This is a genomic window from Pseudomonas sp. NFACC13-1, assembly GCF_900104425.1.
Classification (GTDB): domain Bacteria; phylum Pseudomonadota; class Gammaproteobacteria; order Pseudomonadales; family Pseudomonadaceae; genus Aquipseudomonas; species Aquipseudomonas fluorescens_AA.
Map to the genome: position 1 here is coordinate 62,120 of NZ_FMXV01000008.1, position 25,173 is coordinate 87,292.

25 protein-coding genes and 3 pseudogenes are annotated in these 25,173 nt (G+C 56.0%); 10 read left to right on the top strand and 18 right to left on the bottom strand.

Annotation, left to right across the window (positions count from 1 at the left end):
* The first annotated feature begins 52 nt into the window (after window positions 1-52).
* From BLQ55_RS12790 to BLQ55_RS12800, 3 genes are all read left to right on the top strand, one after another.
* Window positions 53-823, top strand: coding sequence for a hypothetical protein (locus tag BLQ55_RS12790; RefSeq protein ID WP_092254144.1), 771 nt, complete (start codon window positions 53-55; stop codon window positions 821-823).
* Window positions 820-1,206 carry a hypothetical protein gene (locus BLQ55_RS12795; protein ID WP_092254146.1) on the top strand — a complete coding sequence of 129 codons (387 nt, stop codon included), beginning with the start codon at window positions 820-822 and terminating at the stop codon, window positions 1,204-1,206. The genes BLQ55_RS12790 and BLQ55_RS12795 overlap by 4 nt, the downstream gene beginning before the upstream one ends.
* Window positions 1,207-1,388: 182 nt before the next feature.
* Entirely contained in the window at window positions 1,389-2,855 is a 1,467-nt protein-coding gene (locus BLQ55_RS12800) for a glycosyltransferase family 9 protein (protein ID WP_092254148.1), read from the top strand.
* A gap of 4 nt (window positions 2,856-2,859) precedes the next feature.
* On the opposite strand, the gene BLQ55_RS12805 is transcribed toward BLQ55_RS12800, so the two are convergent.
* From BLQ55_RS12805 to BLQ55_RS12845, 10 genes are all read right to left on the bottom strand, one after another.
* A complete protein-coding gene (locus BLQ55_RS12805; protein ID WP_092254150.1) occupies window positions 2,860-3,642 on the bottom strand; it encodes a glycosyltransferase in 783 nt (260 codons plus the stop codon).
* Window positions 3,633-4,766, bottom strand: a complete 1,134-nt coding sequence (locus BLQ55_RS12810) for a hypothetical protein (RefSeq protein WP_092254152.1) — start codon at window positions 4,764-4,766, stop codon at window positions 3,633-3,635. The genes BLQ55_RS12805 and BLQ55_RS12810 overlap by 10 nt, the downstream gene beginning before the upstream one ends.
* A complete protein-coding gene (locus BLQ55_RS12815; RefSeq protein WP_092254154.1) occupies window positions 4,763-5,617 on the bottom strand; it encodes a histidinol-phosphatase in 855 nt (284 codons plus the stop codon). Before BLQ55_RS12815 ends, BLQ55_RS12810 begins: the two co-directional genes overlap by 4 nt.
* On the bottom strand, window positions 5,614-6,642 hold the full coding sequence (locus tag BLQ55_RS12820) for a radical SAM family protein (RefSeq protein WP_092254156.1): 1,029 nt from the start codon (window positions 6,640-6,642) through the stop codon (window positions 5,614-5,616). Before BLQ55_RS12820 ends, BLQ55_RS12815 begins: the two co-directional genes overlap by 4 nt.
* Before the next feature lie 80 nt (window positions 6,643-6,722).
* A complete protein-coding gene (locus tag BLQ55_RS12825) occupies window positions 6,723-7,952 on the bottom strand; it encodes an AAA family ATPase (RefSeq protein ID WP_092254158.1) in 1,230 nt (409 codons plus the stop codon).
* A gap of 28 nt (window positions 7,953-7,980) precedes the next feature.
* The gene (locus BLQ55_RS32160; protein ID WP_176814209.1) at window positions 7,981-8,124 is read right to left on the bottom strand and encodes a hypothetical protein; all 144 of its coding nucleotides are present in this window, start codon (window positions 8,122-8,124) and stop codon (window positions 7,981-7,983) included.
* 31 nt (window positions 8,125-8,155) lie between these two features.
* Window positions 8,156-8,965, bottom strand: a complete 810-nt coding sequence (locus BLQ55_RS12830; protein WP_092254160.1) for a ubiquinol-cytochrome C chaperone family protein — start codon at window positions 8,963-8,965, stop codon at window positions 8,156-8,158.
* 11 nt (window positions 8,966-8,976) lie between these two features.
* Window positions 8,977-9,612, bottom strand: a complete 636-nt coding sequence (locus BLQ55_RS12835; protein WP_092254351.1) for a helix-turn-helix domain-containing protein — start codon at window positions 9,610-9,612, stop codon at window positions 8,977-8,979.
* Window positions 9,613-9,791: 179 nt separating this feature from the next.
* Window positions 9,792-10,160 carry a hypothetical protein gene (locus BLQ55_RS12840; RefSeq protein ID WP_092254162.1) on the bottom strand — a complete coding sequence of 123 codons (369 nt, stop codon included), beginning with the start codon at window positions 10,158-10,160 and terminating at the stop codon, window positions 9,792-9,794.
* A 102-nt stretch (window positions 10,161-10,262) separates the two neighbouring features.
* Window positions 10,263-11,132: a hypothetical protein gene (locus BLQ55_RS12845; RefSeq protein ID WP_092254163.1), complete on the bottom strand. Its 870-nt coding sequence runs from the start codon at window positions 11,130-11,132 to the stop codon at window positions 10,263-10,265.
* A 98-nt stretch (window positions 11,133-11,230) separates the two neighbouring features.
* Between BLQ55_RS12845 and BLQ55_RS12850 the strand changes: the two genes are divergently transcribed.
* Window positions 11,231-12,319, top strand: coding sequence for a helix-turn-helix transcriptional regulator (locus BLQ55_RS12850; protein WP_092254165.1), 1,089 nt, complete (start codon window positions 11,231-11,233; stop codon window positions 12,317-12,319).
* 69 nt (window positions 12,320-12,388) lie between these two features.
* Here the strand turns inward: BLQ55_RS12850 and BLQ55_RS12855 are convergent, their stop codons facing one another.
* Window positions 12,389-12,637, bottom strand: a complete 249-nt coding sequence (locus tag BLQ55_RS12855; RefSeq protein WP_256326570.1) for a LysR substrate-binding domain-containing protein — start codon at window positions 12,635-12,637, stop codon at window positions 12,389-12,391.
* 276 nt (window positions 12,638-12,913) lie between these two features.
* Here BLQ55_RS12855 and BLQ55_RS12860 point away from each other — a divergent pair, with 276 nt between their 5' ends.
* The 3 genes from BLQ55_RS12860 to BLQ55_RS12870 all read left to right on the top strand — a co-directional run bounded on the left by BLQ55_RS12860 (window position 12,914) and on the right by BLQ55_RS12870 (window position 17,181).
* On the top strand, window positions 12,914-14,008 hold the full coding sequence (locus BLQ55_RS12860; RefSeq protein ID WP_092254167.1) for a PD-(D/E)XK nuclease family protein: 1,095 nt from the start codon (window positions 12,914-12,916) through the stop codon (window positions 14,006-14,008).
* Window positions 14,009-14,116: 108 nt separating this feature from the next.
* Window positions 14,117-16,402: an AAA family ATPase gene (locus BLQ55_RS12865; RefSeq protein ID WP_092254169.1), complete on the top strand. Its 2,286-nt coding sequence runs from the start codon at window positions 14,117-14,119 to the stop codon at window positions 16,400-16,402.
* Complete coding sequence (locus BLQ55_RS12870) at window positions 16,399-17,181, top strand: HNH endonuclease (protein WP_092254171.1); 783 nt, start codon at window positions 16,399-16,401, stop codon at window positions 17,179-17,181. Before BLQ55_RS12865 ends, BLQ55_RS12870 begins: the two co-directional genes overlap by 4 nt.
* Here BLQ55_RS12870 and BLQ55_RS12875 read toward each other — a convergent pair.
* From BLQ55_RS12875 to BLQ55_RS12905, 7 genes and pseudogenes are all read right to left on the bottom strand, one after another.
* Window positions 17,168-17,564, bottom strand: a pseudogene (locus BLQ55_RS12875) (ExbD/TolR family protein). The gene BLQ55_RS12870 and the pseudogene BLQ55_RS12875 overlap by 14 nt on opposite strands.
* Window positions 17,565-17,586: 22 nt before the next feature.
* Window positions 17,587-17,712: pseudogene (locus tag BLQ55_RS31510) on the bottom strand (MotA/TolQ/ExbB proton channel family protein); the annotation flags it as partial.
* Window positions 17,713-18,229: 517 nt separating this feature from the next.
* Complete coding sequence (locus BLQ55_RS12885; RefSeq protein ID WP_092254173.1) at window positions 18,230-18,478, bottom strand: hypothetical protein; 249 nt, start codon at window positions 18,476-18,478, stop codon at window positions 18,230-18,232.
* A gap of 254 nt (window positions 18,479-18,732) precedes the next feature.
* Window positions 18,733-19,440: an RES family NAD+ phosphorylase gene (locus tag BLQ55_RS12890; RefSeq protein ID WP_092254175.1), complete on the bottom strand. Its 708-nt coding sequence runs from the start codon at window positions 19,438-19,440 to the stop codon at window positions 18,733-18,735.
* Entirely contained in the window at window positions 19,433-20,104 is a 672-nt protein-coding gene (locus BLQ55_RS12895) for a hypothetical protein (protein ID WP_092254177.1), read from the bottom strand. The genes BLQ55_RS12890 and BLQ55_RS12895 overlap by 8 nt, the downstream gene beginning before the upstream one ends.
* A gap of 370 nt (window positions 20,105-20,474) precedes the next feature.
* Window positions 20,475-20,741, bottom strand: a pseudogene (locus BLQ55_RS12900) (Arm DNA-binding domain-containing protein); the annotation flags it as partial.
* Between the two features lie 402 nt (window positions 20,742-21,143).
* Window positions 21,144-21,959 carry a helix-turn-helix domain-containing protein gene (locus BLQ55_RS12905; protein WP_092254181.1) on the bottom strand — a complete coding sequence of 272 codons (816 nt, stop codon included), beginning with the start codon at window positions 21,957-21,959 and terminating at the stop codon, window positions 21,144-21,146.
* Window positions 21,960-22,820: 861 nt separating this feature from the next.
* Between BLQ55_RS12905 and BLQ55_RS12910 the strand changes: the two genes are divergently transcribed.
* Genes BLQ55_RS12910 through BLQ55_RS12920 form a run of 3 tightly spaced genes read left to right on the top strand, consistent with a single transcriptional unit; the run spans window position 22,821 to window position 25,173 of the window.
* On the top strand, window positions 22,821-23,033 hold the full coding sequence (locus BLQ55_RS12910; RefSeq protein ID WP_092254354.1) for an AlpA family transcriptional regulator: 213 nt from the start codon (window positions 22,821-22,823) through the stop codon (window positions 23,031-23,033).
* 14 nt (window positions 23,034-23,047) lie between these two features.
* The gene (locus BLQ55_RS12915; protein ID WP_256326572.1) at window positions 23,048-24,616 is read left to right on the top strand and encodes a ParB family protein; all 1,569 of its coding nucleotides are present in this window, start codon (window positions 23,048-23,050) and stop codon (window positions 24,614-24,616) included.
* The gene (locus BLQ55_RS12920) at window positions 24,613-25,173 is read left to right on the top strand and encodes a DUF2857 domain-containing protein (RefSeq protein WP_092254185.1); all 561 of its coding nucleotides are present in this window, start codon (window positions 24,613-24,615) and stop codon (window positions 25,171-25,173) included. The genes BLQ55_RS12915 and BLQ55_RS12920 overlap by 4 nt, the downstream gene beginning before the upstream one ends.

Sequence of the window (25,173 nt, forward strand, 5' to 3'; positions counted from 1 at the left end):
TCCATACCTACCTGCCTGGCTTAAATTCGTCGATTCGCCCGTCTCCCAGGATATGGGCGCCGAAACGCTACCTACCGAACAAAATGATGCCATCGCCGCTCGCATCGAAGCCGCGCTTGTGAAAGCATTGGACTATGAGGGGGATGTGGAGTTGCCGGAGATTGAGGCTGGGGCGCCGACAGTGTCCGACCTCGCGCCTCCCCTAGTTTCGTTAGCGGAACGGGCTCCATCGGAAAACGACTTCGCATCCCAGATGAATCGGCTTTCGGAAACGGAAGAACAGTTCGACGAGCGCCAACGCCGCATGAACAATGCCTATGAACGCTTTGTCGGTGAGCTTACCGCTGTTGAAGCAGACCTAATACTCTCCGACCTCACGTTCGACGGCATCAAATCGATCATCGGACAGGATGCTGATCGCGATCAGCGCTGGCTCCGGATGTTGGTCGCCACCTCCGATCGAAAGCTCCGTCATCTTCACCACGTCGCCCTGCAGGTAGCGATCGCACTCGGCACCAGCGGCAATCTCTTAGCACCTGAGTTCATTACCCGCATTTTGGCATTGGGCCCGACCATACGTCGTGTCACCGGCGCTGCAAAAATCCCTGTAGAGACCATTGTCCTATGGAGCAACACTGCTAACCCGGCGATGGTGGACATATGCAAAAGGCGCCTACGAACCTACGAACACCGCAAAGCGACAGCGACATCGCGCGCGAGGTCATCGCAGCCCATCTCTGCGGAAAGGTGGCAATTCTACAGACCTGTATTGATGAACTTCTTGCCACGGACCGGCCGTACGAGACAGCACTTGCGCTCATGATTGCAGGCTTTTGCGACGGTAGCGTCCACGCTGAGGCGGTTCTGTCTCGCTTCGACGGCACCGAGGGTTTCATTGGCAAGGCCCACTCAACTGCGAGCGATTCGTATGCAAGGAATCTTTGGGTAAAGACTTGGTATGAAAAGATGCTAAATGCCCAACGGCAGGAGGATTTCTGGAGCGCGTCCATTCTGTTTATGAAGATCGTCGATGGCCGTTTTGACATATGGTCCGAAGCCTCGATAGCACCAACAGCCATCTTCACGGCCTTTATGCCGACAATAAGTCGGGAGATCAGCAACAGAGCAATTAAGGTCCAGAAAAAGCGCCAAGAGAAGCTGTTCGGTGAAAAAGCTCCCTCATCTGTAATGTTGAGTTTTGAATAATGAAGTGCGAAGGCAGAGGCGAAAGCGTGGCCGCTTTCGTCGGTAGGTATCGACTTTGCGAGTGGCCGAGATAAGAGCGCAAAGCCCTGCCTCATCGGCATATTTCACGCGCCTTAGGCCAGTACTGGCAACGGCCCCATGCCATAGATATCATCGCCAGCTATTCCCGAAAGTGTGAGCTGATGCCGATTTTGCAAAACCATCGGAAGTCAATGGCACGTCTGTTGATGCGTTGCCTGGTGGACCGCCAGCTGGCACGTCGCGACCTTGCCCAACCCCTGCATATCGTGCTTCCCCGCTGGGACGCCAAACTGGGCGACGCGATCGTTTCTTCATTCTTCTTTCGCGAAGCGCAGAAGCTCGGTGCCCGGCTCACTGTGCTCACCGTACCGGAGCTCGTCGACCTGCATCGGCTCGACTTCGGCGTCGACCGGGTCATCCCCGTCACTTGCCCATCCACGTTGACCGGGATGGGCCAACTGGTACGCGAATTGGGATCGGTAGATGTGTTGGTCCACTTAGTTGGCCGTATCCAGCCCCTCGAGATACTGTTCATTCGCTTGCTTAAACCTGCCCGGGTTTACTCGCTGGACGATGCTTTACACTGCGTCAGCGGCAAACTGGGTGAAGCCACCGCCCAGCTTAACGTGGTCGAGCGCTACGCCCGGGTCCTGCTCGATCTCGGGGCGCCCCGGATCAACCGCGACTATATCGTCCCGCTTCCCGAACGACAGGACGGCAACACCGTCGCGCACATCCTGGTCAATCCCTATGCCAGCCGACCTGACAAAAGCCTTGGGTTTGCCAGAGCGCTATCGCTGGTCCGTGCACTGGCGGATGCCTGGCCGCAGCACCATATTGGCATTCTGTGCAGTCCCGCCAGCCGTGCCGAGGCACTGCGACTCGAGCACGCCATCGCCCGCAGCAACGTCCGGACACTGTTCGAACTGGATACGCCCCGCGCGGTCGCGGGTGCCATCCAGCGGGCCGGGGTGGTTGTCAGCGTCGATACCGCCATTGTCCATATGGCCGTCGGACTTAAAGCGGCATTGGTCGCGATCTATCCAGCCAGTAACTTTTTCAATCCCTGGCTGCCGCCGCTTTCCCCCCGTACCCGGGTTGTCTTCAGCCGCCAGGAACCACGTCAGTACCCGCATACCGGCAGGAAAAACTTGAACGAATTCATTGATGTCGACGTGATTCAACCCGTCGCCGAACTGCTGCAAGAGTCGATCGCTGCGACTCTCGCAGTGGATGCGCATATCGTTTCCGGCCTGGGCGTGGCCACTGGCACCCTTGCCCGCCAGCTGCCCTTGATCAGCCGGTCTTTTCCTGAAGTCGCCGAGTGCCATCCGGGCACGCTGAACCTGCAACTGTCACGACCGTTGCGTTTGATCCATCCTCATCACCGCAGCGCGCCGCTGGCTTGGACTCCGAGCGGACGTACCAAAGAGGTGTTCGACCTATTGCGCATCGAGTTGGAATTCGACCACCTTGCCCACCGCGTGCCGGCCTGGCTATATGTCGCACATGGCTCGCCACACCGGCGGACCTCGACAGTGCACGAGGTGATCGCGACTCGCTTGGAGCTAAACGGGGCCAAACGTTGCCGCGTGCACCTGCCGGCGCATGCAGTGGATCTGGCCTGAATCCTCAGCCACAGCGTTCGATCAAGCGCTCACACTCCCCCAGCCAATAGCCACGATCGGGTTCGATATGCAGGAAGATGCGTGACAGCAGGGTTCCCTCGCCAAGGAATTCCGCCACCGACTCATCGCGTGTCGCTGTCCGCTTGAACCAGGTGTTGTACAGCTTGAGCAGACTCACGTCGCGTAGCAGGAAGTCGCTCACGCCAATGTCCGTGCGCCTCATCACCGCGCAACTGTCGAAGTTGTACAGCGGTCGATAACCCGGGTCGCATACCGAGGGCGAAATTGGCACCAGCTGGTGCGGCGACCTGGCGACAATCTCCTTGATCCCTCCCGGGTTGCCCCAGGCATGTTTCTCGACGGCGAGCCCGGACGCCAGTGCCTCAGCGAGATGGGCATTTCCCGGCAGTGAGGCGAACAGGCATTCGCTGTGCCAGTGCAGTCGCTCGTCGAGTCCCGTCGGGAACAGCAGCGAGGTCGGGTCGCGCAGTAGGATGCTGTCCGCGTCGATCCATGCACCGCCATGGCGATGCACGTAGGCCATGCGGATGAAGTCGCTCCTGGCGACGATCGCCTCGATCCCCTTGTCCATGTTGAAGGTCAGCGGCTCGAAGCGCCAAACCTTGCCGAGGATAGAAGCATCTATGCAATGCTCCAGGCTGTCCGGGGTTAGCAGGGTGAAATGGTTCCCCAGCGCCCGCTGCATGGAGACCAGGGCCAAGGCGATCCACGGCGGCATGCTCTGCCCCGCCGCCGTTTCCCAGTAGCTCACGTAGTTCACACGCACAACGGGGCCCTCTTTGCCTTCACGCCGCTACTACCAAGCAGCCCATGGTCCTCCAGGTAATGCCGCAGCAGCGTCAGCGAGGGTATGCATTCGGCCTGGCGCAGGAACTCGTTTCCGAGAGCCGCCTTGTACAGCCGCAACCAATTGGCCGCCGGCACTCGCGCCAGGAATGACGGCAAGGCTTGGTAGTTGTTCGTCGAAAACAGTAGACGCAACGTGCGCAGGATGGGTTGGTAATCCACGGCTCCAAGCAGTTTGGCCAATGTGTCGTCCAGCTGATGGCTGATTTCCACCATGTTCAGGCGCTCCTCGACGGTGGCATCCGCCAGGGCGACCCGCGGATCGATGGCAACCGGGTAGATCGCCTGGAACGAGCGGGCACCGGCTAGCAGAGACTCACGCAACACCTTGTCGGCGGTCGATCCCGTCACCAGCACATCGTCGCCGAAGATGACGTGCACGCCGCTCCAGCGATAGAAGTTCTCCGCGGGTATCACATGGTCCTGGACAAGATTGACCCGCTCGCGCTCTTCAGTACTCAGGCTCGCGTAGTTCTCGCAAGGAGGGGCGATGCGCGGCAGCTTGACGTTGATCAGGGTGGGCAGCCCCATATGGGCGAGCTTGACGTTTATCTCCTCAACCACGATGTCGTAGAGCACGTTGGCCGTCGAAGGCACGTTGCGCCAGCCAGTGGTCATCAGCACCACATTGTCGTTGAGCTCCCGCGCGCTGGTGAACAGCCGTGCCCAGTGCGATGCCGGGTCATCCAGCTGCCGCGCCAGATAGTTGATCACCAGGCCGGCGAGAAAACGGATGTCCTTCTGGCTGCCGTACTTGGCACGGCTGTAGATGGCTGTGAGCGCGGAGGCGCTTGCGCCACTACTCATGTCGCGGAATCCGTTGGTGCCGTCGGGCGTCAGACAGTTCAGGGCATGACCACCGAGCACCGCGACATAGCTGTCCATATCGATCAGGTCTTGCGCAAGCAAGCCGCCAGCGAACGCGCGCAGACCTCCATTCACGTCCTCCGCCTGCGGCCGGGCCACGGCCTCGCGAAAGCGCGCCAGCTGTTCGTCGACAGGCGCCTTGGCGAGTAGTTTCCAGTCATTCGATCGGGAGTTCACGGGACAATCCTTGTATCGGAGCCAGACGACAGGCTGAAGAAGTCTAGGGGCATGTCGATGCGTCGACGCTCTTCGAAGTAGCTGATCCGGTCCAGGCCCAGCGGTTGCAATTCATCGACCAAAGTGCGGATGCCTGCCCCCGCGTCCAGCGGATCGTGGGCGTCTGAACCTATGGTGAAGGCCGCGCCGTGGGCGATCAGTTGGGGCAGCAGGGTGCGTGATGGATAGCTCCAGACACCCTGAACCTCACGAGTCGAACCGGGCAACAGGCTCGACTTGCGAATGCCCGAGGCATTCAATTCGTAGGCCACACCATTGCGGGCGAACAGCGGCAGCAGCGGTTCCATCCGGCGCAGCACTACGTCTTCCGCCACGCCGCGCAGCAGCGTGTCGGCGTGCCCGACTGCGTCGAACAGCCCGCACTCCAGCAAGGCTTGCAGATGGGCGAAATAACGGTCGAGAAAGGCCGGGGCGGACAGCCGGGCCAACTCCCAAACCTTAGCCATGGTCTCGCCCGGCAACTCGACGTAGTGGATCGAGCCGATGGCGAAATCCAGCTCGTACCGGGCCAGTATCTCGCGGTTGTAGGCATCCGCACCCGGCATGTAGTCGAACTCCAGTCCGCGCAGGATCTTGATCTTCCCCTGGTGCTCCTGTCGTGCCCGCTCAATATCGGCGAAATAGCGCTCCAGTTCCGCCTCCAGCAGGCGATTGTCGCTGTCCACCGGAAACGGCGCGTGGTCGGTAATGGTGAGGATCTTCACTCCGGCGGCGATTGACGCCCGCACCAATTCGTCCACCGTACCGACGGCATGCTTGGAATAAAAGGTATGACTGTGGGAGTCGATCATGCCGGCACCATCTGTTCTAACAGGCCATCGTGATTGGCCAGTTCCTTGACCAGCCAGTAGGGGTTATTCGCCTTGCGCAGGATCTTGTGCACCAGTTCGAGGTCGTCGAGACGCGCCAGCAGGTCCCTCAGTGGTTGGCTGTAAAGGGCGCGGACCAGGGGCGTGTCGCGTACATGGCTGGCCAGTCGCTCCCAGCCAATCCGGTCAAAGTGGATATTGCCCAGGCGCTGGTGCTCGATGCCGTACAGGTAGACGTCACCATTAGGTTTCACCGTCAGGTCCATGCCGTTGGCGTGAGGAGGCGGGTTGAGGCTGCCGAGGGTGAAGCGCTTGTTGACCCGGGCTTCGATCGCGTCGATGTAGCCATGCAGATCCAGATAACCTGGTGGCGTGTCGGCCGCCGGGTGGACCAGGTTCTTGTAGTCGATACCGAACCGTTCCTCGCCGACCACCAGCGTATCTTCCAGGGCATTGCCCGCGACGATCCCGGCGTCGAGGCCCCAGCGCGCCAGTTCCTCCCGGAGGTAGTCGCGGGTGAACTCCCGATCAGTGTCGATCGAGCGAAACGAAAAGCTCAGCCCGGCCGGTTTGTTTCGTCGCAGGTAATCCAGGCTGAAGCCATGAGCCCGCCATTTCACCTTTTCGATATGGTGGCTGTCCGAGCTCAGTCGGATATTGCAGGTGTCGCCCCGGCTGACCACGATGCGATTGGTGGTGTCATAGAACTCCGCCATCTTCTCGTGGGGAAAGAAACCGCTTGTGATGAACTCGAAACGCTTGCCGCCCTGGGAAAGCTCAAGAATCTCGTGGAAGACTCTGGCGTTGTTGAGGGGTTCGCCCTCTCCGCTGATGGAGATGCGCTTGACGTCGGGGGCGTTGATCAGCGCCGCCAGGTTCTCCCGGGCGAGGCTCGATAACTCCATGCTCATCCCCGTCTTGTGCTTGTCGGCGTACATGCAGAACGCGCAACCGATGCCGCAGATTTGGGTGATATCGATGTACAGCAGGTGGCCTTTCAGATCCATCTTTCTTGACTCGTTGCTAGCCTGCACGATTGCACAGGCGTGGGTTGCACATGACCGGTAGTCACCGGTCGCGTGGGGCATCAGTAAGGCTGCAATACCTGCAGCTGCGGGATCTGCACGGAGTCGCGATGGACCACTGTATGCAGTACCCGATCCTCTCGGACCGCAGCCATGTCCGGGTAATCGCTGTAGTGGTCGTTGCTGATCACATAGGTCTCGACATCGAACTCCGCGGCGGCCAGCACCGGATGGTCGGCGGTAAGGGTGGGCGGCATAACCAGTACCCGGGCCTGCGGAAACATCGCTTGGAGTGCGTTGTCGCTCATATCGAGCTGGCGGCGGATGCCCGGATCGAAGACCAAGGTCACGCCATAAGTCGCGGCCAGGTGAGGCACAAGTGTCTTGAGCACCTCCAGACCGATGAAGCGCCGTTTTCCGCCCGCTTCGTTCAGGTAGCAAAGATTATTGCCATCTACCACCAAGTTGCGGATTTCGTTTTCCAGCAAGCGAATGGTGTCGCGCAGGCGCCGCTTGCGTTTTTCCTCTTCCCGTTCCAGTTTGCGCTGGTGGAATTGCCGATCCTTCAACACCCTATCCGGACTGCGTTGCCCGACACCAAAGCGGTTTTCACATTCGTCATGGGCCATCCTTTTATCGAATGAGCTTTGCGCATTGTCCAACTGGTTGATGAAGCATTCGGCATCGATGATGTCCCGCTCCGTCGCCCGCAACTGGTCATGAGTAGTTTTCCAATTGCGATACACCTCTCCGGCCACCGCCTCCCAGTGGGCGCTGGCCTTTCTGACTTCGTCGACGACGCTCTGCAGGCGTTGCACGTCGTTGTCCAGTTGCGTGATGGTGGCCTTGGCCTGCAATGAATCGAAGCCCTGGTATCGCCGCGAATTGGCGCTCAGGCGCAGCTGCTCCCGTTCGCTTTCGCCGAGCCCGGATACCAAGCCCTCCTGCCGGCTCTTGAACTGCGCCAGCCGCTCCTGCAGGGTGCTGACCTGGCGCTCAGCCACGCGCCGTTCACTGGAAAACCAGTGCAACGGCGACCAGCCCGCCTCGGCAACGCCCTTGGCGCTGTTCAGCTCAGCGCGGCTGGCCTTGATGCTCTGTTCGACCCTGGCAAGCTGCTCCCGCGCGGCGAGAGTTTCCCGTTGCACCTGAGCGAGCCTGCTATGGTTGCTCTCCTGGTCGAATCGCTCGAACCATTCGAGGTCGGCACGCAGATTCTGGATGTCTGCATTGATCTTTATGATTTCCCCCTTGAGGGATACCAGTCGCTTGGCGTGATGGTTGCTGTACACGGTTCTCGCTCCTACTCAATCCGTTGGTTCAGGTGGCGCTCTGCGCGGCGCGTTTGCCGGAGGCATGCACGGCTTTCGCCGCAAGGCTCAGCGCGACCACCGTGGCCGCGCCAGCGGCGAAGCAGATGACGTTGGTCAGGAGAAATTCGAGAGGGGAAATCACAGGGTTCATTGACTCACTCCTTGGTCGTCTAAAGTGGGCATCAGGCGCCCAGGCGTATCCCGCATTTGCCACAGAAGTTGGCGCCGGCCGCGACTATCGCGTGGCAACCGGGACAGGTGGGTTTGAGCAACATCTTCTGGCGCATATGGCCGATCTGGATGACGCAGGGCACGGTGACCCGGTACGCCGGGCTTGCTAGGTCGAATGCCGTCCAGATCCCGGTGATGGCCCAGCCCACCGGGCCAGCCAGCACTGCTAGACCACGACCCAGGGTGCTCGAACCCGCCAGCACCACGCCACGCCCTACCAGGCTGCTCATGGTCGCGCTGGCGACCACCGCCGCCACGTTGTAGGAAGCCAACCCGGAACTACCGAGTGAAGCCAGCAAAGCCGCCAATGCCCCCGGCCCCATGCCGGGTCGGTACGTTAGTCCGCCCAGGGATTCGAACAGTGTTTTGCGGTCTTCCTCGCTCATCCGCGCCAGGGACTGGGCGAATACCTTGGTGATGATCGCCATTTCCATCTCGGCGCAGCTGGCGCTCGCCTTGTTCTTCGCGCCGACGTGCCCGGCCACATCAGCCAACAGCTCGCGGTACGGCACACCACTGCCGCCGCGGAACAGGTTGACCAGTGAGTTGCCGCCAAAGCGGGTAAGCTCCTCGGCGAAAATAGCCCGGGTCGACTCGCCGACACCCTTGTCCTTGTCGGACATCAACTGACGACAGACTGAAGATGACAGGGAGATGCGGCCCTTGCCGTTGTCGGTGATCACATCTATCAACAGGCCCACGTCGTCGGCGCTGGCACTCATCAATACATCGGCAAGATCGGGGTCGTGAATGATCGGCATCCCGGCACTCCTTATTGTTCGCTAGAAGAAGGATCGTGTGGCGTGGTCTGGCTGACCCAGGCGCCCGCTATCGCGGCCAACCACTTGCGTGGGCCGGATTTTGAAATCTCGCGCAGCATCAGCGCATCGAGCTTGAGACATGCGCGTCTACGCCACTCATCGCGGGCATTGGCCCGGGCAACTTCCGGCGAGGCACCCACAATACTGGGGCGCTGATCCGGATGGACCTTGCATTCGCGCAAGACCTTTTCCACCGGATTAATCTCTTGAAGCCGCTCTTCGGCCTCCAACTTGTGAGCTGCAACCAAGTAATCGCCACTGTTGCCGATCGCGCTGGCCAGCAGTGCCCAGTCCTGGGGGCGCATCAACAGGAAAGCAGGTGGCACCCCCAGAGCCTGGGCAAGACGCTCGATAGTGCTCAGGTCCGGGTTGGCATCGCTACCTTGCGCTGGTGATTTCAGGGCCCGCAGCGTGCTACGAGCGATGCCGGTTTGCTGCTGGATCTGCACCGCGGACAAAGGCCCGGGGCCGTCGGCATCGTGTTGCGTTTCCCGCAGCGCACCTGCGACAGCGAGAACGGAGGATAGGTTGCGGCTAAACCATTGGCCGAGCGAAACCTGAATGGGTTGAGGCGTGAGGATATTCATTGCCATCATCTCGCTATTAGATAGTGGCACTTTAGTAATATTTTTAGCGTAGCGAAAGGCCTAACTGGAGCGCTGCCACTCCATTTTTAGGATCCCCCGATGGTGACTGGAGCGTTGTCACTCCATTATTCTGTACGTTGTCAGGGTGAAGACAACAACGGAGCCCTGTAAATCCAACGCTACGCTTTTCCCGAACGCCGGGCGTTTGCCTTTCTGAGCATTTCATCCAACTGCGCTATGAGTTCATCCGGGTCCAATTCGGTCCAGTTGCCACAATCCGCGGCCACAATCATTTCGGCGAACTCCGGGCTGTACTCAGGTACCCGCTCAGAGACCACGTCGTCGATGAAAGACGTGAAAAACCAAGCGCCCTCCTTCTCTTCACCAACAAGCCGGCCTTCGACTTGCAAGGTGGCCAATTCCCCCAAGTAAGCACCATCGTTCAGGTGTGGGTGAACGCTTAGGACAGCAGATTTGAGCAACGACGAACTAATACCGCTTTTCGCCAACTCGACAATCATGAGTTGCAGCGAGGTCATCTCGGCCATTGGGGCCTCCGATTTAAGTTAGTGGGGGCGCAAGGGCGCAGGACGCCCCCTCGCTTCCTCCAGCAGGGTGACTTGTGAGATCGTTTCACCAAGCAATGGTGGTCAGTCGTTCACCGGCAAGTCATACCCAATACTGAACAGCGCCTGTTCGATGCTGCGAAGTGTTTGTTGGGTTGTTTTACCGACCCGGAAAGGACTCTCAGAACAGAGAGGATGTTTTGCCACTTGGCTGAGCACGTAGCTGGCGTGCATGTTCCAACGTGCGTGATGCGACCCTGAGCGCAGGCGTTTGAACTGAAGACTTCCGATACTTGGGTTACGGCGTTTAGGTGCGAGAGCAGTGGTCGACTCTTTCGCCCCGGCCCAAGGGAAATTAAGCGCCGGCGGAACTTTCGTCAGGCATTTGGCATTGCAGTATTTGACCACCAGCAATCCCAATGCAGCGGCTACCCGGCTGTCGTAGATGATGAAATCAGGGCAAAGCAACGAATAGATTTTGGTCATTCCCGAATTGAAGCGCAGCGATTGATTACGAAGAATCGGGGCGTCGGGATCATTGTCTACCAATGCTGTAGCGACATCCGAAATCATCTTTGCAAGGCCAGTCTTGTTGGCTTTCAACCATTCGTTGTTTCGGGAGGTGACACCTCCCCAGGCCATGACGTCGAGGGACGCCTGGAGGATCAACGCATCGCTGCTGCCAGCGCCGATCAAGTCTGCGCGCAGTGCGGACAGCGCCATTTCGTTGCTGGCAGCGCTAACCCCTGGGTTGAACGCGAGGCGGGTATTACCCGGGTGATTCCAGCAATACGAGGTAAACGCGCCGTACAGGCTGTTACACGACCACCGTACTCCCGAGCGACGATCAACGTACTCATGCGTGATGAGCGTGTCCGAATCAAGATGACCCGCCAACCAGTCGATGAATTCGGGGACGTGATCAAGCTTAGCGTAGGGGTGTTTAGTGTTCATGAATGCTCCTGTGGGCTGGCATATTCAACGCCCAATTGCGTGCCAGCGGGGCTATGATGCAGTCCTACTAGACACTGATTTGTCCGAGTTGAAAAATTATGCGAATTATTTCAGATGAAACTGAACACCGAGAAAAGCGGCGCAAATATTTGCGCAAGATTCTCCAACGTGCAGGCCGCGCTTTGTCGACCGAGGAGTTGCATCAAGAGATGCTCGAATGGGCGGACGGTACCGCCAATCCGAGGACAACTCGGCGTGACCTGTTTGAGTTGAAGGCGGAAGGGTTTGTAGAAAAAGTACCCGAAGAATCAGGACAGCGACGCAGAGCGCATCGCTGGAAATTGGGCAAGGGCAGTTTTGACTTGGCGCTTTCGCCGCAAGAATCGATGACCCTTAGCGCTATTTTCCAACATGCTGAACGCTTCGGTTTCTGGATGGACACGAAAGAGCTTACAAAGCTGCGCGAGTACGCGGCCTGGGAGCTGAAGTCTCGATCAGCCCGGCATTTAGTCGCCGAGGGTCGCATCATCACTGGCACGCGGTTCACGGTGCTGGAGCATGGGCAACATGACCATGAGCACCTCAAGCTCATACAAGGTGCAATGATCGACGATCATAGCCTGACCGTGCGTTATAGACCTCGAGATGCCAACGGCGTGGAGTGCTCCTACCTTCTGAAACCGCTCGCGCTCGCATACCAGGACAGCAACATCTACCTGTCAGCATTTGTAGCAAAGGAGACCTGGCATGGAGAGGCGCCCGATCCTGGCTTGCCAAGAGGAAAGTACAGCAGCAACGGGATTGGTAAAACCTGTGCGCTGATGTTGCATCGGATGGTGGACGTGCGGGTGGCGAGGGATGCTATCCAAGAACCTGAAGGCTATGACGTTCGCTCCATCGAGGTTCAGCGAGACCTAATTTCTGTCCACGCGAACGAGACGATAGAGTTGGTGTTGCGGTTGAAGGAGAACCTTCACAATCGCCTTACGGAAAACGCGCTTGCGGCGAATCAACGGGTCGAAAGAGATGGCAACGGATGGTTGCTGCGTTGTGAATTGCTCGACACTCAGGGGCTTAGATTATTCCTGATGAGCAATGCCGCAGACGTCGAAGTCGTGTCGCCCGAGCACCTTCGCTGTCATGTCCGCGAGCAACTCGAAACAGCGCTATCGCAGTACACGTGCTGAAATCCACTGGAAAGGCTCCCGGCACCTGGGGCAGATTTTGTACATCCATCGCCCCACGCCGCCCTCCCCTCAAATGTGCAAAGAAATGAAATCCACAAAACAGCGCAGCGTGGGCGTGATAAAGCGATTCGGCGGCCACAGCACACTAAAGTGAATTGTGCGGGTTACCTCCTGGGTAAGCACGGCCCGCAATTCTCCAGACTCAAGGGCCTCCTTGACGGAAAATTCCTGCAGGCAGGCAATGCCCGCCCTTCCATGGCGGCATTGAAAAGCATGTCGATGTTGTTGCAGACCAGCATGGCCCGGCTCGGTGGTCATCAATGAAATTGCCGGTGGTATCGATTTCAGGATGATACAGCGTTCGCTGTGCCACCATGGGGACAGCGAAGCTCGACTGATCGTGCACCTCCAACCGTCACAGGCTGCTCCCACCAGTCCCGCCTCAAGCCCCCACGACCGTCAGCCATGAAGGGTACACACGCATCCTGCATAGGCTTTAAGGCAAACCGTCACGCCGCTTCATTCACCACTTGATATCACTATGCCATTGAGGCAGCCTCTACCGAGGAGAAAGGGTTCAACTCAGGAGACGCGATGAACCAGGAACAGGCTCGAGCTTTGTTAGCGCAAGCTCAACAGCATCGACAACCCACCTACGAGCCCAGCATCTTTGCTCTTGGCGGAAGGGGCTATTACGAAAATCCTACGAGTGATTTGCTGGCATTCTTCCTCGATCCCACTCAGATACATGGCTTTGGCGATTGCTTCCTTCGAGTCTTGCTGAGTTGTATAGGCCAGGAACCATTGCCCTCTACTGCGCTTCGTTCTCCGCCCGAGCGAGAGGTAATGACCAGCAATGGCAACCGGATCGATCTACTCCTTCAGGGGAAGGAATGGATCTTGGTTCTGGAAAACAAGATATTCCATGGCCAAGTCAATCCGTTTGCCGATTATGAACTCCACGCTAAAGCGCTTGCGTACGGAAGTTCTAGCCATCCTATTCTCGTCGTGCTGTCTCCATCAGGACGCAGCCCAGACGTTAACTGGATTGGCTTGAGCTACGTGTTATTTATCAATAAGTTACGTGAAGAACTATCTTGTTACTCCCTACTTGAGCCAATGGATAAATGGCGAGTACTGGTGGGAGAGTTCGTGTTGCACTTAGAAAATCTTACTATTGAGCAGGCTATGGATACGAACAGCGTTGGATTTATCTTTGATCAGCTTCCCCAAATTAACGCCTTGAACAAGCTGCGCGATAAGGCCCTGGAAGCGTTGAACAGCAAGATCCTAGGCAATCTCCAAGCCGAAATCCCTGACTACGTACCTTATACGCGACGGCAAAACTGGGCTGATGGCCCGGTTCTGCGCTACGCCTGCAATGATTGGGAGAACTGGTCGGACGTTCTCCTCTACCTGGATTGCAGTCAATCAACGTTAAAACCCTTCATACGTGTTTATTTATGCGATGCCGACACAAACCTCATGGAGCAGGCACGCAAGCATTTCATACGCCCCAGCCGGCAACCATGGACCGAAGGCAAGTCTGTCATCGGATTCGAATGGCAACTGGAGACGTTCGATGAGCAGACGATTATCGAAGTGATCACTGAAAAGATGAAGCTGCTGATGCGATTTGAGAATGACGATCGCCGAGATGAAGACAAGTTAGCGTCATCAACCACGTAGGCAACTGACTGAGACACCAATAAACTCGCCCTATTGATTTTTGCACGCTCCCGCGTCTCATCGGAGCTGATTGAAAATCTATCCCCTTATCAATTTTTGGTTTCCATCATGGACGAAAGTGTCATCTGGCTGAACAGGCTACTCAAAGCATCGACGGATCGTCAGCTTGATAAAGACATGACAAAGTTGGATTTCCAACAACTGCTACTTTATTGGCTCGCCGTTCACATGGTGGATTGGAGCAGCGACAAATGGCATCACGGACGAGCGAATAGGTCTTGGGCGGCCGACCGCAATCTGGACGATCGCGCACAAATGCTGATGGACTACTGTGACCGCGGTGACGAACTCTCGGCTCGCCATAGCAGCATTCACGAACATCTATCGCATCTGGTAACAGATGCGCTGATACGACTCCACCCAAATGAACACCTCGCACTCTTTGACACCTTGTTCTATCGCATCATCGCCCAAGCCGGTATTGATCGCAGACACGCAGAGATCAGTGCCGCTTTTGCCAACGGTTTGGCCCGCAAGGAAGGTTTGATCGAGCTGCAAGGGTACAGCGGTGAACCATTTATCGTGCACTCACGCTTGGACAAAGGTTCGCCGATATACAGCTACACATCGACCAAAGATCATCGCCAGGACTTATTGCGACTCAGGTTAGCGGTGTATCAGACTGGCGCCCGGCGGGTTAATGATGCGCTCGACGAGCTCGACAGCGAATGCCTGACACTGCTTGATCTTTCCGCAACTCATGCGGCTCCACTTCGGACACTCTACCAACAACTCCAATCCGGCAAGTTGGCAGGGCGTACGCTGGTACTGTTCAAACCCAGCGTCGGGTCAAAGCGTCAGACGTTGGACGAGCTCAAACACATACTGCGGAAAGACGATCTTCTGGAGGCTGTTTTCGAATTCACCAGCTACAGCGCGAAAGGCAGGCCTGTTCCATTTCGCGCTTGGTTATTGAACAGCGACAAGTATCACGGCACGAAGACGCTATGCATCGATACGCGAAAACTGCTCGAGCATTTTCCCGGCACTACAGCGGAACAGCTTGCATGGTTTGCGTCAGCAGCGTGTGAACTCTGGGCTTCTCCTGCAAAGTTTCGCATCGGACAGTTTCCCCATGCACGTCTAGGATTACTTCAAGGCCTTTTTAGCCAATACTTTCAAAGCGACTACCGAGACATAGAGGGTTTCTGCGCCGTTCATGACTCAGGGTATGTACTAAATGCACCATGGAGTCGACTTGTCCCGCCCGCCACCTCGGGCGGTGGAGAGTTTTCCCTTCTGGATAAGCATCTGCTTGTAGATGCATTAAAACGTGTAGGGAAGGGGCCATTGTGCTTCTATATCATTGGCGACAATGGCGCAGGTAAAAGTCTTTTGCTGGCCGCCCTGGCTGCCCACCTGCAAGATCAAGCAACGGCCTGTGCCGTGATTGCCAGCGGCAGCACGGATCGCTTCCCCGTGACCAGCAACAAAAGTACCTACCGTTACATGGGCGATAGGACGACGAAAGGCAGTTCCACACAAAACACCGAAAAAAAACTACTCGCTTTCCTAAAGGAGGCTTTCGCCCTACCCGACCGTGTTCAGCTATTCGAAAAAGCGCTGGAACTCCTTGGTCTGAAAGGCCGGGTCTACCTCGCCCCGATCGAGCTTTTCAATAAATTTCTAGTCCCCGACAATTTAATTGATCGAGTTAAGCCTCTGGCAGAAGCATTTCAGGACTCCGCGCCAACTAACCACGTCACGCTCGCCCTGTCCCGGCAAGGCAGTTCCCATTTGGTGAAATTCAACGAGCTGAGCTCCGGGGAACAACAAGTCTTGCTGCTGCTCGGAAAGATCATGGCGGGCGCCGGCCCTGGAAAGGTTCTGCTCATCGACGAGCCAGAAATCAGTCTGCACGTCCGATGGCAGCAATTGCTGCCGGCATGTTTCAGCCTGATTGCCCGGGAAACGGAAACACGAATGGTCATCGCGACGCACTCGCCCACACTGATCGCCAATGCCCAGGACGACATCAGTGCTTGTTTCCTCGCCAAAAACCAGCAGCTTCACCCGGTTCCGCCTGAGCAGCGCCATTCAGTGGAGACCATACTACTGGAGGGATTCGAGACCTATACGCCACACAATCGCGAAATCGCCGAACGTTGTGCCGCCCTTGTCGCAAAAGCAATTAGAGCAATTAATCACAGCCAAGGTATCGAGGCCAGCCAGCAACAAAATCTGGTGGATGAGCTAAATGACATGGAGGAGATCATGACGAACTCCGGCAATCGCGAAGACAAGCGATATGAGCAGGACCGGCAACTGATCATTCAAGCTCGTCAGGCGATTGCCGAGACATTTCGCTTCGCCCAAGAGGAGTTGCCTGAATGACGGGTAAAGCGGCCGAAGCCACAGACCTCAAACCTTCCCGAGCCGAAAAACGCCTGAGCCTCCGACAGGACCGTCTGACCCTCCTGCGTGAATTGCGGATCGCGGCAAAAGGTGGCGATATCGATGTCTGGACTCGCCTGGGCGATACTAAAAATGCTCCGAGCAAGGATCTCAAGGCCCAGCTTCGTAAAAGCCTGAAGGCTCGCCAAGAGCCACGTTGCTGCTATTGCAAGCGTTGGCTATTAAACAATGCACATGCGAGCCCCATAGAACATATTCTGCCACGCAAGCACTATCCAGAATTTGCCCTCCGTGCGCGCAACCTCGCGATTGCCTGCAATGATTGCAATTCATTGAAATCCGACGCTGATTGGGGAAATTTCACCGGATCGCCTAAAGTTTACCCTTCCCCTGCGACCATGCATTTTTTTCATCCCCGCTACCATTTTTATGATGAACATATCCGCTACCTGCGTATGGAAACAAATCGACAGGAATTCGTCACTTACCATGGACTCACCCCTCAAGGACAACACCTGTGTACAAAGCTGCTAAGCAGGGTAGTCGGTAAGATTAACCTGAAAAAAAGTTATCCTCAGTTAGCCGGCTGGCTGCGTACGCTTGAGGAATTTGATACCGAGCCTCAATCAACGTCTCGCCCTGCCTTGCAAGCATTCCGTGATGCGATGGACAAGGCGATAGCCGAGCGCCTCGATGACGGCGACAACGTCAGTGCACTATGGATAGTGCCTGACGAATCTCAATCTACTTCGCCGTAATCACTGATAACTTGCTGATCCCCGCCTTTCAATAGACGCCATGGCCCGAGCCACCTCGCCATAATTCACGCCGTTGTCCGCCTGCAGCTGCACGCGGACATCAGGTTTTTTCGCCTTGGCGGCTTTAAGGTTCAACTCCAGCAAATCTGCCTGGATCTCGTCCTTATTGATGAAGACCTTGCCCTTGCCATCAATGCTCACCACCAACGGTCTTTCTGCGCTACTGGTACCGACTCGGTCTTGGGCAGGTTGATGGGGATGGCGTTTGTCAGCAGCGACGCGGTGACGATGAACACCACCAGCAGCACCAATATGACATCCAGCAAGGGCGTGACGTTGATCTCGCTGAGCACTTCATCGCTGTCTCGTGTCGAGAAGGCCATGTCAGGACGCCTCCTTGACGTGTTACACGGCGACGGTCGCGCCAGGCTTGTTCAGGACCGGGTGCAACAACACGCGGAAGGCATCTTTCTGCGCCAGGCTGTAGAAGTCGTAGGCGAAATCGACCAAGTCTGCGGCGGTCAGCTTCAAGGCGGCGCTGGAAACCTGGCTTAAAACAGCCGCTGCTATAGACCCGATTTAGCGTTTTACCTTCTGGGCCGATTACTTTCGTTCGATACCAACAGGTACGCGCTTCCCTCGTCCGCCCTTTGGTTTCCGCCCCTTCCGCTGCTACGCTCTTGAGTCCTCGATTGGAGTGGAAACAATGCCCACCTAATATTCACTTTCTGATGTTCTCGAGCGGCTGTACCAAAATCAGCTCGCCTTGGAGGCCGCGGTGATGGAACTGACCTTGAAGGTAGAGGACCAAGGTGCAGCGGAGATTGGTGCCAACGTCCGAGGTGCACTTCAGACCATCGGAGAGAATGCCGGACACATCAAGCAGGGCTTGGCTAAGCTGAGAACCCAGGGTCACTGACTTAACGGCCCACGCGATGGCGAGCTTGGCGGTATCCTGCACAGCATAAAGGCTGGACTCGCCGAAGTGTCAGAACTCCCGCGCGCTGCGCGGCGACATCGTGAAGATACGGGCGCCCTCAACCTTTCGTTATGAAAAGCGGCGCACCTTGATAATCATGTCCGAAGCTACCTTATGCTTGGGCTTGGCCGCTCGAATAACCTTGTGCTGACCATCAGCCATTGTTTCAACGAGCATGCCATTCCTGATTTCCATCACACTGAGTCCGGCCGCCAGCGTATTGATATAGGCCGCCTTAATCGCGCCTTTCGCCATGTCTGGAATTTTCTGTTCCAGCCGGCTCACCAGTTCATCACTTAACATCGGGTTGATGTCCATAACAAGCTCCGCATTTTTAGGCCAGCACGGAGCCAGTCATCATGTTATTGCTGCGTGTTCCGGGACAAGCACCGTCCGCTCCTAGAACGCACCGAAGACCTATTTGTTGACCGTCGATGCTACGCAGTCCTGTACGGAAGAATTCATCAATGCCCCATCAAAGCCCGCCGTCTTCAGCAAGATCTAATGACTGAGGAATGGCAATTCCAGCCTCAGAGAGCGGATTCCAGGGGCCACTGTTCGGTCATTTTGACTCAGCTTTTTCCCGCGATGATAACGACCCCAATCCGCTCGGCCAGATCTAACACCGTGTCGAATGCATTCGAGTCCCCGGTCAAGCTCCGTGACAACCCCTGCGGATGGAGCGCACCGTCAGGAATCCGATCACCAAAGAGCACCACCGCACGTGCCAAATCATCTTGTCGCGACACCCAAGATAGCCCTTGGGCATCTGGACACTGACGGTAGATTGCCTCTGCCCATTTGCGTGTCGCAGGATATTGATCTTTCTCAGTGTCGATCAGTTGTTTGCGCATGATGCCCAGTTTCCGCAGGGGCACGCTGGACAGATCAACCAAGTGCAGCGGGTGGCTAACCTGGACGGTAGAATGCACCTGTCCAGTCAGCTTGCCTTTGTCGAAGCTCTTGAAGCCAGCCGTATGGGGAACGTCGTGGAAGACCGTCTCCATCAAGGCGCAACCGACTGTCGTGCCGCCATACAAGGTGGGAATCGCCCGCCCCTGATCATCCTGGATCGGGCTGAAGCGTGCGTTGCCGTGCACACCAGGATTGAATTGATCAGGCTGATACTTATCTTGATGCACACGATGAAGCACATCGCCTTTGGCGATCACGGTGAAAGTGACGTGCAACGTAGCCGCAGGCGCTGGGGTAACGGACGCCGTCAAATCGGTGGCAGCCGTCGCCCTACCCTTACTGGACTCGTTCCGCTGCTTAGCCATGGACAATGCCCTGGATTTCATCCTGTGCGGCAGCAATCACCCGATCAGGCGCCGATGCCAGAAGGTCCTGGGGCCTTCTGCCGCCCAGAAAGCTGTTATCTGAGCGGAACCAGTAAGCCATCCCCCAGCCATCCTTATGGCCACCAAAAACCTCAATGACTTTGGCTAACGCCTTGAACGGCCGATAGCCCGCGTCCGGATCCAAGCCGTAACCCGGGAAATAGTCGGCCCCTCCGTGATTAATGGCAAAAATCTGCCCCTGCTTTTTCCACTTGTTAGGCTGGGCACTCGGGTTACGAGTACTCAATTGAGCCACCTGAGCGATGTCTGCGGCGGTCAACCAGTCACCACTTTCCAATACCGCTTTGCGGGCTTGGACCAGCATTGCCGCTTCCTTGAGCAGGCGAGGCGACGGCGGCTTACGCGTCACAAAGACCTCGGCCAGTCGCTCCAGCGACTTCGGGTCCTGACGCTCCTGCAGCACCTCATACATTGAGAAAGCCACATTGGCGAAGTTTTCCGCCAACACCTCAAATACGCTGAGGTTGACCTGATCGAAGGACACGACCAGCACTCGGTCCGCATGCGAGCGGCTCAAGCTGGCCCGAGCCTCCTTAGGCGTACCGATCAAGGTGGAGACGCCCGATTGCTCTATAACGCTCATGGAAATCCCCCATCAGTTATCTACGCTATCAAATACTAGCATATCTTTGATAACCCCAGCCGTGGCCTAGCCTCCATTCATCCGGATGCATAGATAGGTTTGAGGGAGCGAGCCTTGCCGCGCTCAGCGCGGCGTTGAGGCGAGAAGCCCAAGGACACGATATTGGCAATCAGATGTGTAGCAAGCAATCTTGCTCAAGCCCCGCGACGGTGGAGCGAAAAGTTGGCATAACCGAGTTCAGCACTGCTTGGATTCCCAGCGCACCACGAAAGCCAACTCCTCGGGCGGTCCCTCCTTGGACTGAGGATCTGCAACGCAGATGCTAAAACAACGTTCAGGAGGTGCTTTTCAGAACTACCAGTCTGGCATTGCGCTGAAGGCGTCGCTGATCGCGGGGATCGATACCCTTCACGACCAGCCCTCTGGCGATATCACACAGAGCGCGAGCATCGCGTAGACCTATTTCAGGATAAGTACCGAGCGAAATACGAGCCTGCTTTCCCGCCCAAGAGAAACGGAAGTGCCAGCTTTTGCTGCCCTTCGTATTCACGAAAAGCGCGAGGCCGTCAAAATCAGGAAGGGTGTAGTTTTTGGCGCGAGGTTTGGCGTGCCGGATCGCCGTATTGGTGAGAACCATCGTACTAACTCCACTCATATGAATGAAGGAGTTTTGTACAGTTTTCAAAGTGCCCAGCAGCTCTAAAAACTGATTTACCAAGCGTCGGATTTATGTACTAAAAAATGTACTAAAAATTCGTGGATATTGATGTATAAGAGTAGACTTTACTGGAACAACGAAAGAGGCCTAAGCCTCTTTTTTTGGTTTCTGCATACTTCAATGGAAGTCTATAGAAAAATAATTGGAGCGGGAAACGAGACTCGAATTCATGACCTTACGTAATATAAGGTTTCCCGTTATTTGTGGGAGCAGATAGTGATTCTCGACTGTAAATCACACTGTACAGGTAGCGGAGGCGTTAACGGATGATCGCCTTCCTGGTGGCCAGATTCTGGTCCGATAAAAAGACGGTACGGTTTTCTATGATGACACCAGCCTGAATTTCCCTCCCTCGAACTCCGTCCGCGATAAACGCTCAAGCAAATCGGCATCCAATCTCGAATCTTCGGGCCGATACAATCGAGTCCGCTTTAGAGCGTCCTCCTGATCAATATGGGTGCCCAAGAAAGCCCACACCACGCGCGTGCATGTGGGTGCGCGTTGGTCTGTAGCCGATACCCCTAGTTTCAGTCCATTGAGTCGAGACAAACGGCTTTTGTAGCTAGGAATCAGGATGGTCTGGGTGATCTCATTATTCGTCAGCGATTCGTAATCGAGAAGAAACACTCGGTCTCGCAGGTAGTAGGCAATTCCCTTGTACAGGTATCGCTCAAAAATTTCTTGCCCCGCCTCAATCGTTTGTACTCGCTCATGACGCTCATACACCACCTGTCCAGCTTCCTCGCGCAAATGGACCAATGAGCAAAGGATTTGGCTGGGCTCGGTCATGGCGTAGCAGTACTCATAGTAGTACCCAAGCAACGTCGAGGCTCCGTCTGACGAGCATTTGCTTAGATGATCGAACATTCTCATAGCGGCGCTCAGCGGCTCGGTCGTTCGAGAGCGAGATTGGACGCCAATCAGGGGAAGAAACTGCTCGGTTGGCAGCGCGATCTCGCCCTCCTCCACGCCGAAGAAATCACAAATTCGCTTCAAGTTGTAAGGCGTGGGTCGGCTGCTGCCGTTCAGATACTTGGTGAACTGCCCCCGGTTGATCTTCAGTTTGCGGCACACCTCTGCGACAGATCGATAATGGCGGCACAGATGGTACAGGTTTGATGAAAAGTGTTCATACATACTTGAATTTTCAGTCTCAGAGCGACAAGACCAATAAAGTAGCAGCAACTCGCATCAGATAATGGCACTTCGAGCACTTGCTTATGAGAAGACATTAACGAAATATTGCCCTTGCAAACCGTCGCGAAACATCTTCACGTAAGTCACTGCAACATATGGTAAGGAATACCACATGCTCGAAGTCATAAACGACTTCCTCCTAGGGAAAGGTCTTATTGCTGTCAACTTCACATCCGTTTCACCATGTGTAATAGGCACGCAAGTTTCTTCAAAATGTTACTGCCTATTACCAACATGGCAACCCTCTCATGTTCGCTGCATGCATCAGTTGGAATCTCTCAAAGACAATGCTTTGGCAGTGAGCTCAAGCCTGAACCGTGTTGATCCGCGGCGTCTTCGAGTACTCGTTCATAACGCGTACGATCCGCGAACAACGCAACGCTGCGACCTCTCCAATGCAATATCTAGAAATCATCAGCTGTCTACCAGTTAAACGGGTATGTGCCTTGACGCATTGAATCTTTCGTCGTTCCCAAGCATGCAGTTCCATAGATGGACATTGCAGGCTATGGAAAGACTCATGATCAAAATGAACAGTTCAACGGCACCAACGCTTACTACCGTGTGCTAAAGGCGGCATTTCAATCTAGCAGTCTGCCTGAACATCCCTGCATGTATTCGTAAAGCTCACTGTACCCATGACACATTTGCAAACAGTTAACGAACTACGCCGTTTCTGAGCCCAGCCATGACCTGACCGCTGCAACCAAAGCGCTCATTAGCGACGCTCGTTTGCCTTGAAACATTATTACCCGTGCTCTATCGGGCGCGATCAATCGTCAAGGAGTGTCAACCATGCCTATGCATATTGATTCAAAACCTCCCCTTCATGAGCTTCGCATTTTGCGACTTTCAGACGTCGAGCAAAAAACGGGGCTCAAGCGCTCGTTCCTTTACAGCCTGATGAATCAGGGCAAATTCCCAAAATCCGTCCGCCTGGGCGTTCGGGCCGTAGGCTGGGATGCCACGGAAGTCGATCAGTGGATTGCCGATCGTTTAAGCGATCGCGGCTAAGGAGTTATGCGAGCGTGGCATCAACCTTCCCTACACAAGATCAGGCGTCTAAACGTGTTTCAAATGCGCCTTGCGAAAACGCTGTCTCGGCATGCTCGAGCGATCCAGAGGTCGAAACGCCTATGGTCGTCACACTGGACTGCTTGAAGCCCTACGACCTGGACCCGAGGGTCACGCGCAATCCCAAGTACGATGAAATCAAGGCGTCCATCCGCCAGCGTGGACTCGACTCGCCGCCGCCGATTACCCGGCGTCCAGGTGAATCTTGTTTCCGCGTGCGCAACGGTGGCAACACGCGGCTTTCGATCCTGCGCGAGCTCTGGTCTGAAACAAAGGACGAGCAGTTTTATCATCTGACCTGCACGTTTCGCCCTTGGCCCGAGCGCGGTGAAATCATTTCCCTGACAGGCCACCTAGCTGAGAATGAAATGCGCGGCGGTCTGACATTTATCGAGCGCGCGCTCGGCGTTGAGAAAGCCAGGGAGCTTTACGAGCTTGAGAGCGGAGCGGCGCTTTCCCAGTCAGAGCTGTCCAGGCGCTTAACCTCGGACGGCTACCCTGTTCACCAATCCCACATCAGCCGGATGCGAGATGCGATTCACTACTTGCTGCCTGCGATTCCCAACGTTCTGTACGGAGGGCTAGGCCGACATCAAGTCGAGCGCCTTGCTGTGCTTCGACGGACCTGTGCCAAGATCTGGGATGAGCATGCAAAAACAAAAATCCTGACCATCGATTTTGCATCCCTTTTTCAGGAAGCTCTGATGTTATTTGATGGAGCAACGGCCGATTTTTCTATCGACCGCGCTCAGGATGAGGTCATTGGGCAAATGGCTCATTACTTGGGTGTTGACTACGACACGCTGGCCTTGGCGTCTGAGGCAGGCGAAAAACGTGAGCAGGCATTAACTCACGTTCCGAGTCATCGCTACGCGCCCTGCCCTCCAAAAACGGCTGCTTCGGAAACCGGTCTGGACCTCCCAACCGTCCCGTCTATCCCGACTGGCCCTCCAACGAAAACTGTTCAGGCGCTTAAAGAGCCTGACCATCCGGATGCATCTGGTTCTGATCGCCTGCAATCCATCCAAGCGTTGGTGGCCAGACATACGGGCGATGAACCCTCTCTGGCATCTGACGTCCTGCCGTTTTCACAAGGGAGTCTCTTCCCTATTTCGGACATCTGGAACATTGATCCGGCACTGGATGAGCCACAACGCCTGCGGATACATATCAGCCAATTCGCACGTGAAATTTGTCAGGACGTTGCCCAGGCCGACCTCATCACCGAAGTGGATGAAGGGATCGGCTTTCGTTGTCGCCTCGAGACGGTACCCGAGCATCCCTCACAGTTAACCTTGGTCGCCTTGCTCGAGACATTGACGACCAATTCCTCTGTACCAAGCGTCCCGATGCAAATCGGCCCTCTTCTATTGGGAAGCGCACATCGGGATGCCCAAGCATACCGATTGAGCGACGCCAATCTGATCAAATTGTTTCGCTTGATTCGTTTAGCCCGACGCTTGATTGACCTCAAATCAGAATTTGGCACCGACCAGGACATGCACACCAAGGAGGACTCATGACGACACCCCATCCGATCAACCAAGCCGTTATAGCCCAGGCGCTGCATGATCTGCGCAACGGCCAACTCAGACGCTGCAAGACCATGGGATTTGCTGATGAGGATTTGGCCGCCCTCAAGGAGCCCGGGCTGATCAGTGTCCTGCTCAATGCCCGTGTGCCTTGGTGCACGGTCCAGATAAACCGTGGAGTACTGCAGAAAATCCTCGGTCAGGCAGAAGGCGTGGGGCTAGAAATCGCCAGTGTTGATCGGATGCTGCACCTGGGCGCCAGTACGGAGATGGTCAGTCACTTCTACGGTCTGACTCATCAGGAAGTGGCCCTGCGTCGCAACATTTTGGGACTGCCCAAGCGTAAAGGCCGGCACCATGTGCTCAGCGAAGCACAGGACACACTGCTCTGGGAGCGTTGGCATCCTCAATTCAAGGCACGAAAAATTTCGGTAGACGATGACCGGGCCTTACTGGACCTGACGCTTGATCTGGCTGAGGAGCTTTCATACCCGGCCTCGGTGGTTTGGGCATCATTGCGTGACTGGATCGATCAAGGGTTGGTCTAG

Coding starts and splice junctions, on each gene's coding strand:
- BLQ55_RS12800 (WP_092254148.1), top strand. CDS start 1,389: ATGCCGATTTTGCAAAACCATCGGAAGTCAATGGCACGTCTGTTGATG.
- BLQ55_RS12815 (WP_092254154.1), bottom strand. CDS start 5,617: ATGATCGACTCCCACAGTCATACCTTTTATTCCAAGCATGCCGTCGGT.
- BLQ55_RS12835 (WP_092254351.1), bottom strand. CDS start 9,612: ATGAATATCCTCACGCCTCAACCCATTCAGGTTTCGCTCGGCCAATGG.
- BLQ55_RS12845 (WP_092254163.1), bottom strand. CDS start 11,132: ATGAACACTAAACACCCCTACGCTAAGCTTGATCACGTCCCCGAATTC.
- BLQ55_RS32160 (WP_176814209.1), bottom strand. CDS start 8,124: ATGAACCCTGTGATTTCCCCTCTCGAATTTCTCCTGACCAACGTCATC.
- BLQ55_RS12910 (WP_092254354.1), top strand. CDS start 22,821: ATGCATATTGATTCAAAACCTCCCCTTCATGAGCTTCGCATTTTGCGA.
- BLQ55_RS12920 (WP_092254185.1), top strand. CDS start 24,613: ATGACGACACCCCATCCGATCAACCAAGCCGTTATAGCCCAGGCGCTG.
- BLQ55_RS12860 (WP_092254167.1), top strand. CDS start 12,914: ATGAACCAGGAACAGGCTCGAGCTTTGTTAGCGCAAGCTCAACAGCAT.
- BLQ55_RS12870 (WP_092254171.1), top strand. CDS start 16,399: ATGACGGGTAAAGCGGCCGAAGCCACAGACCTCAAACCTTCCCGAGCC.
- BLQ55_RS12865 (WP_092254169.1), top strand. CDS start 14,117: ATGGACGAAAGTGTCATCTGGCTGAACAGGCTACTCAAAGCATCGACG.
- BLQ55_RS12850 (WP_092254165.1), top strand. CDS start 11,231: ATGCGAATTATTTCAGATGAAACTGAACACCGAGAAAAGCGGCGCAAA.
- BLQ55_RS12890 (WP_092254175.1), bottom strand. CDS start 19,440: ATGGCTAAGCAGCGGAACGAGTCCAGTAAGGGTAGGGCGACGGCTGCC.
- BLQ55_RS12885 (WP_092254173.1), bottom strand. CDS start 18,478: ATGGACATCAACCCGATGTTAAGTGATGAACTGGTGAGCCGGCTGGAA.
- BLQ55_RS12795 (WP_092254146.1), top strand. CDS start 820: ATGATTGCAGGCTTTTGCGACGGTAGCGTCCACGCTGAGGCGGTTCTG.
- BLQ55_RS12820 (WP_092254156.1), bottom strand. CDS start 6,642: ATGGATCTGAAAGGCCACCTGCTGTACATCGATATCACCCAAATCTGC.
- BLQ55_RS12840 (WP_092254162.1), bottom strand. CDS start 10,160: ATGGCCGAGATGACCTCGCTGCAACTCATGATTGTCGAGTTGGCGAAA.
- BLQ55_RS12830 (WP_092254160.1), bottom strand. CDS start 8,965: ATGCCGATCATTCACGACCCCGATCTTGCCGATGTATTGATGAGTGCC.
- BLQ55_RS12855 (WP_256326570.1), bottom strand. CDS start 12,637: ATGACCACCGAGCCGGGCCATGCTGGTCTGCAACAACATCGACATGCT.
- BLQ55_RS12790 (WP_092254144.1), top strand. CDS start 53: ATGGGCGCCGAAACGCTACCTACCGAACAAAATGATGCCATCGCCGCT.
- BLQ55_RS12895 (WP_092254177.1), bottom strand. CDS start 20,104: ATGAGCGTTATAGAGCAATCGGGCGTCTCCACCTTGATCGGTACGCCT.
- BLQ55_RS12905 (WP_092254181.1), bottom strand. CDS start 21,959: ATGTATGAACACTTTTCATCAAACCTGTACCATCTGTGCCGCCATTAT.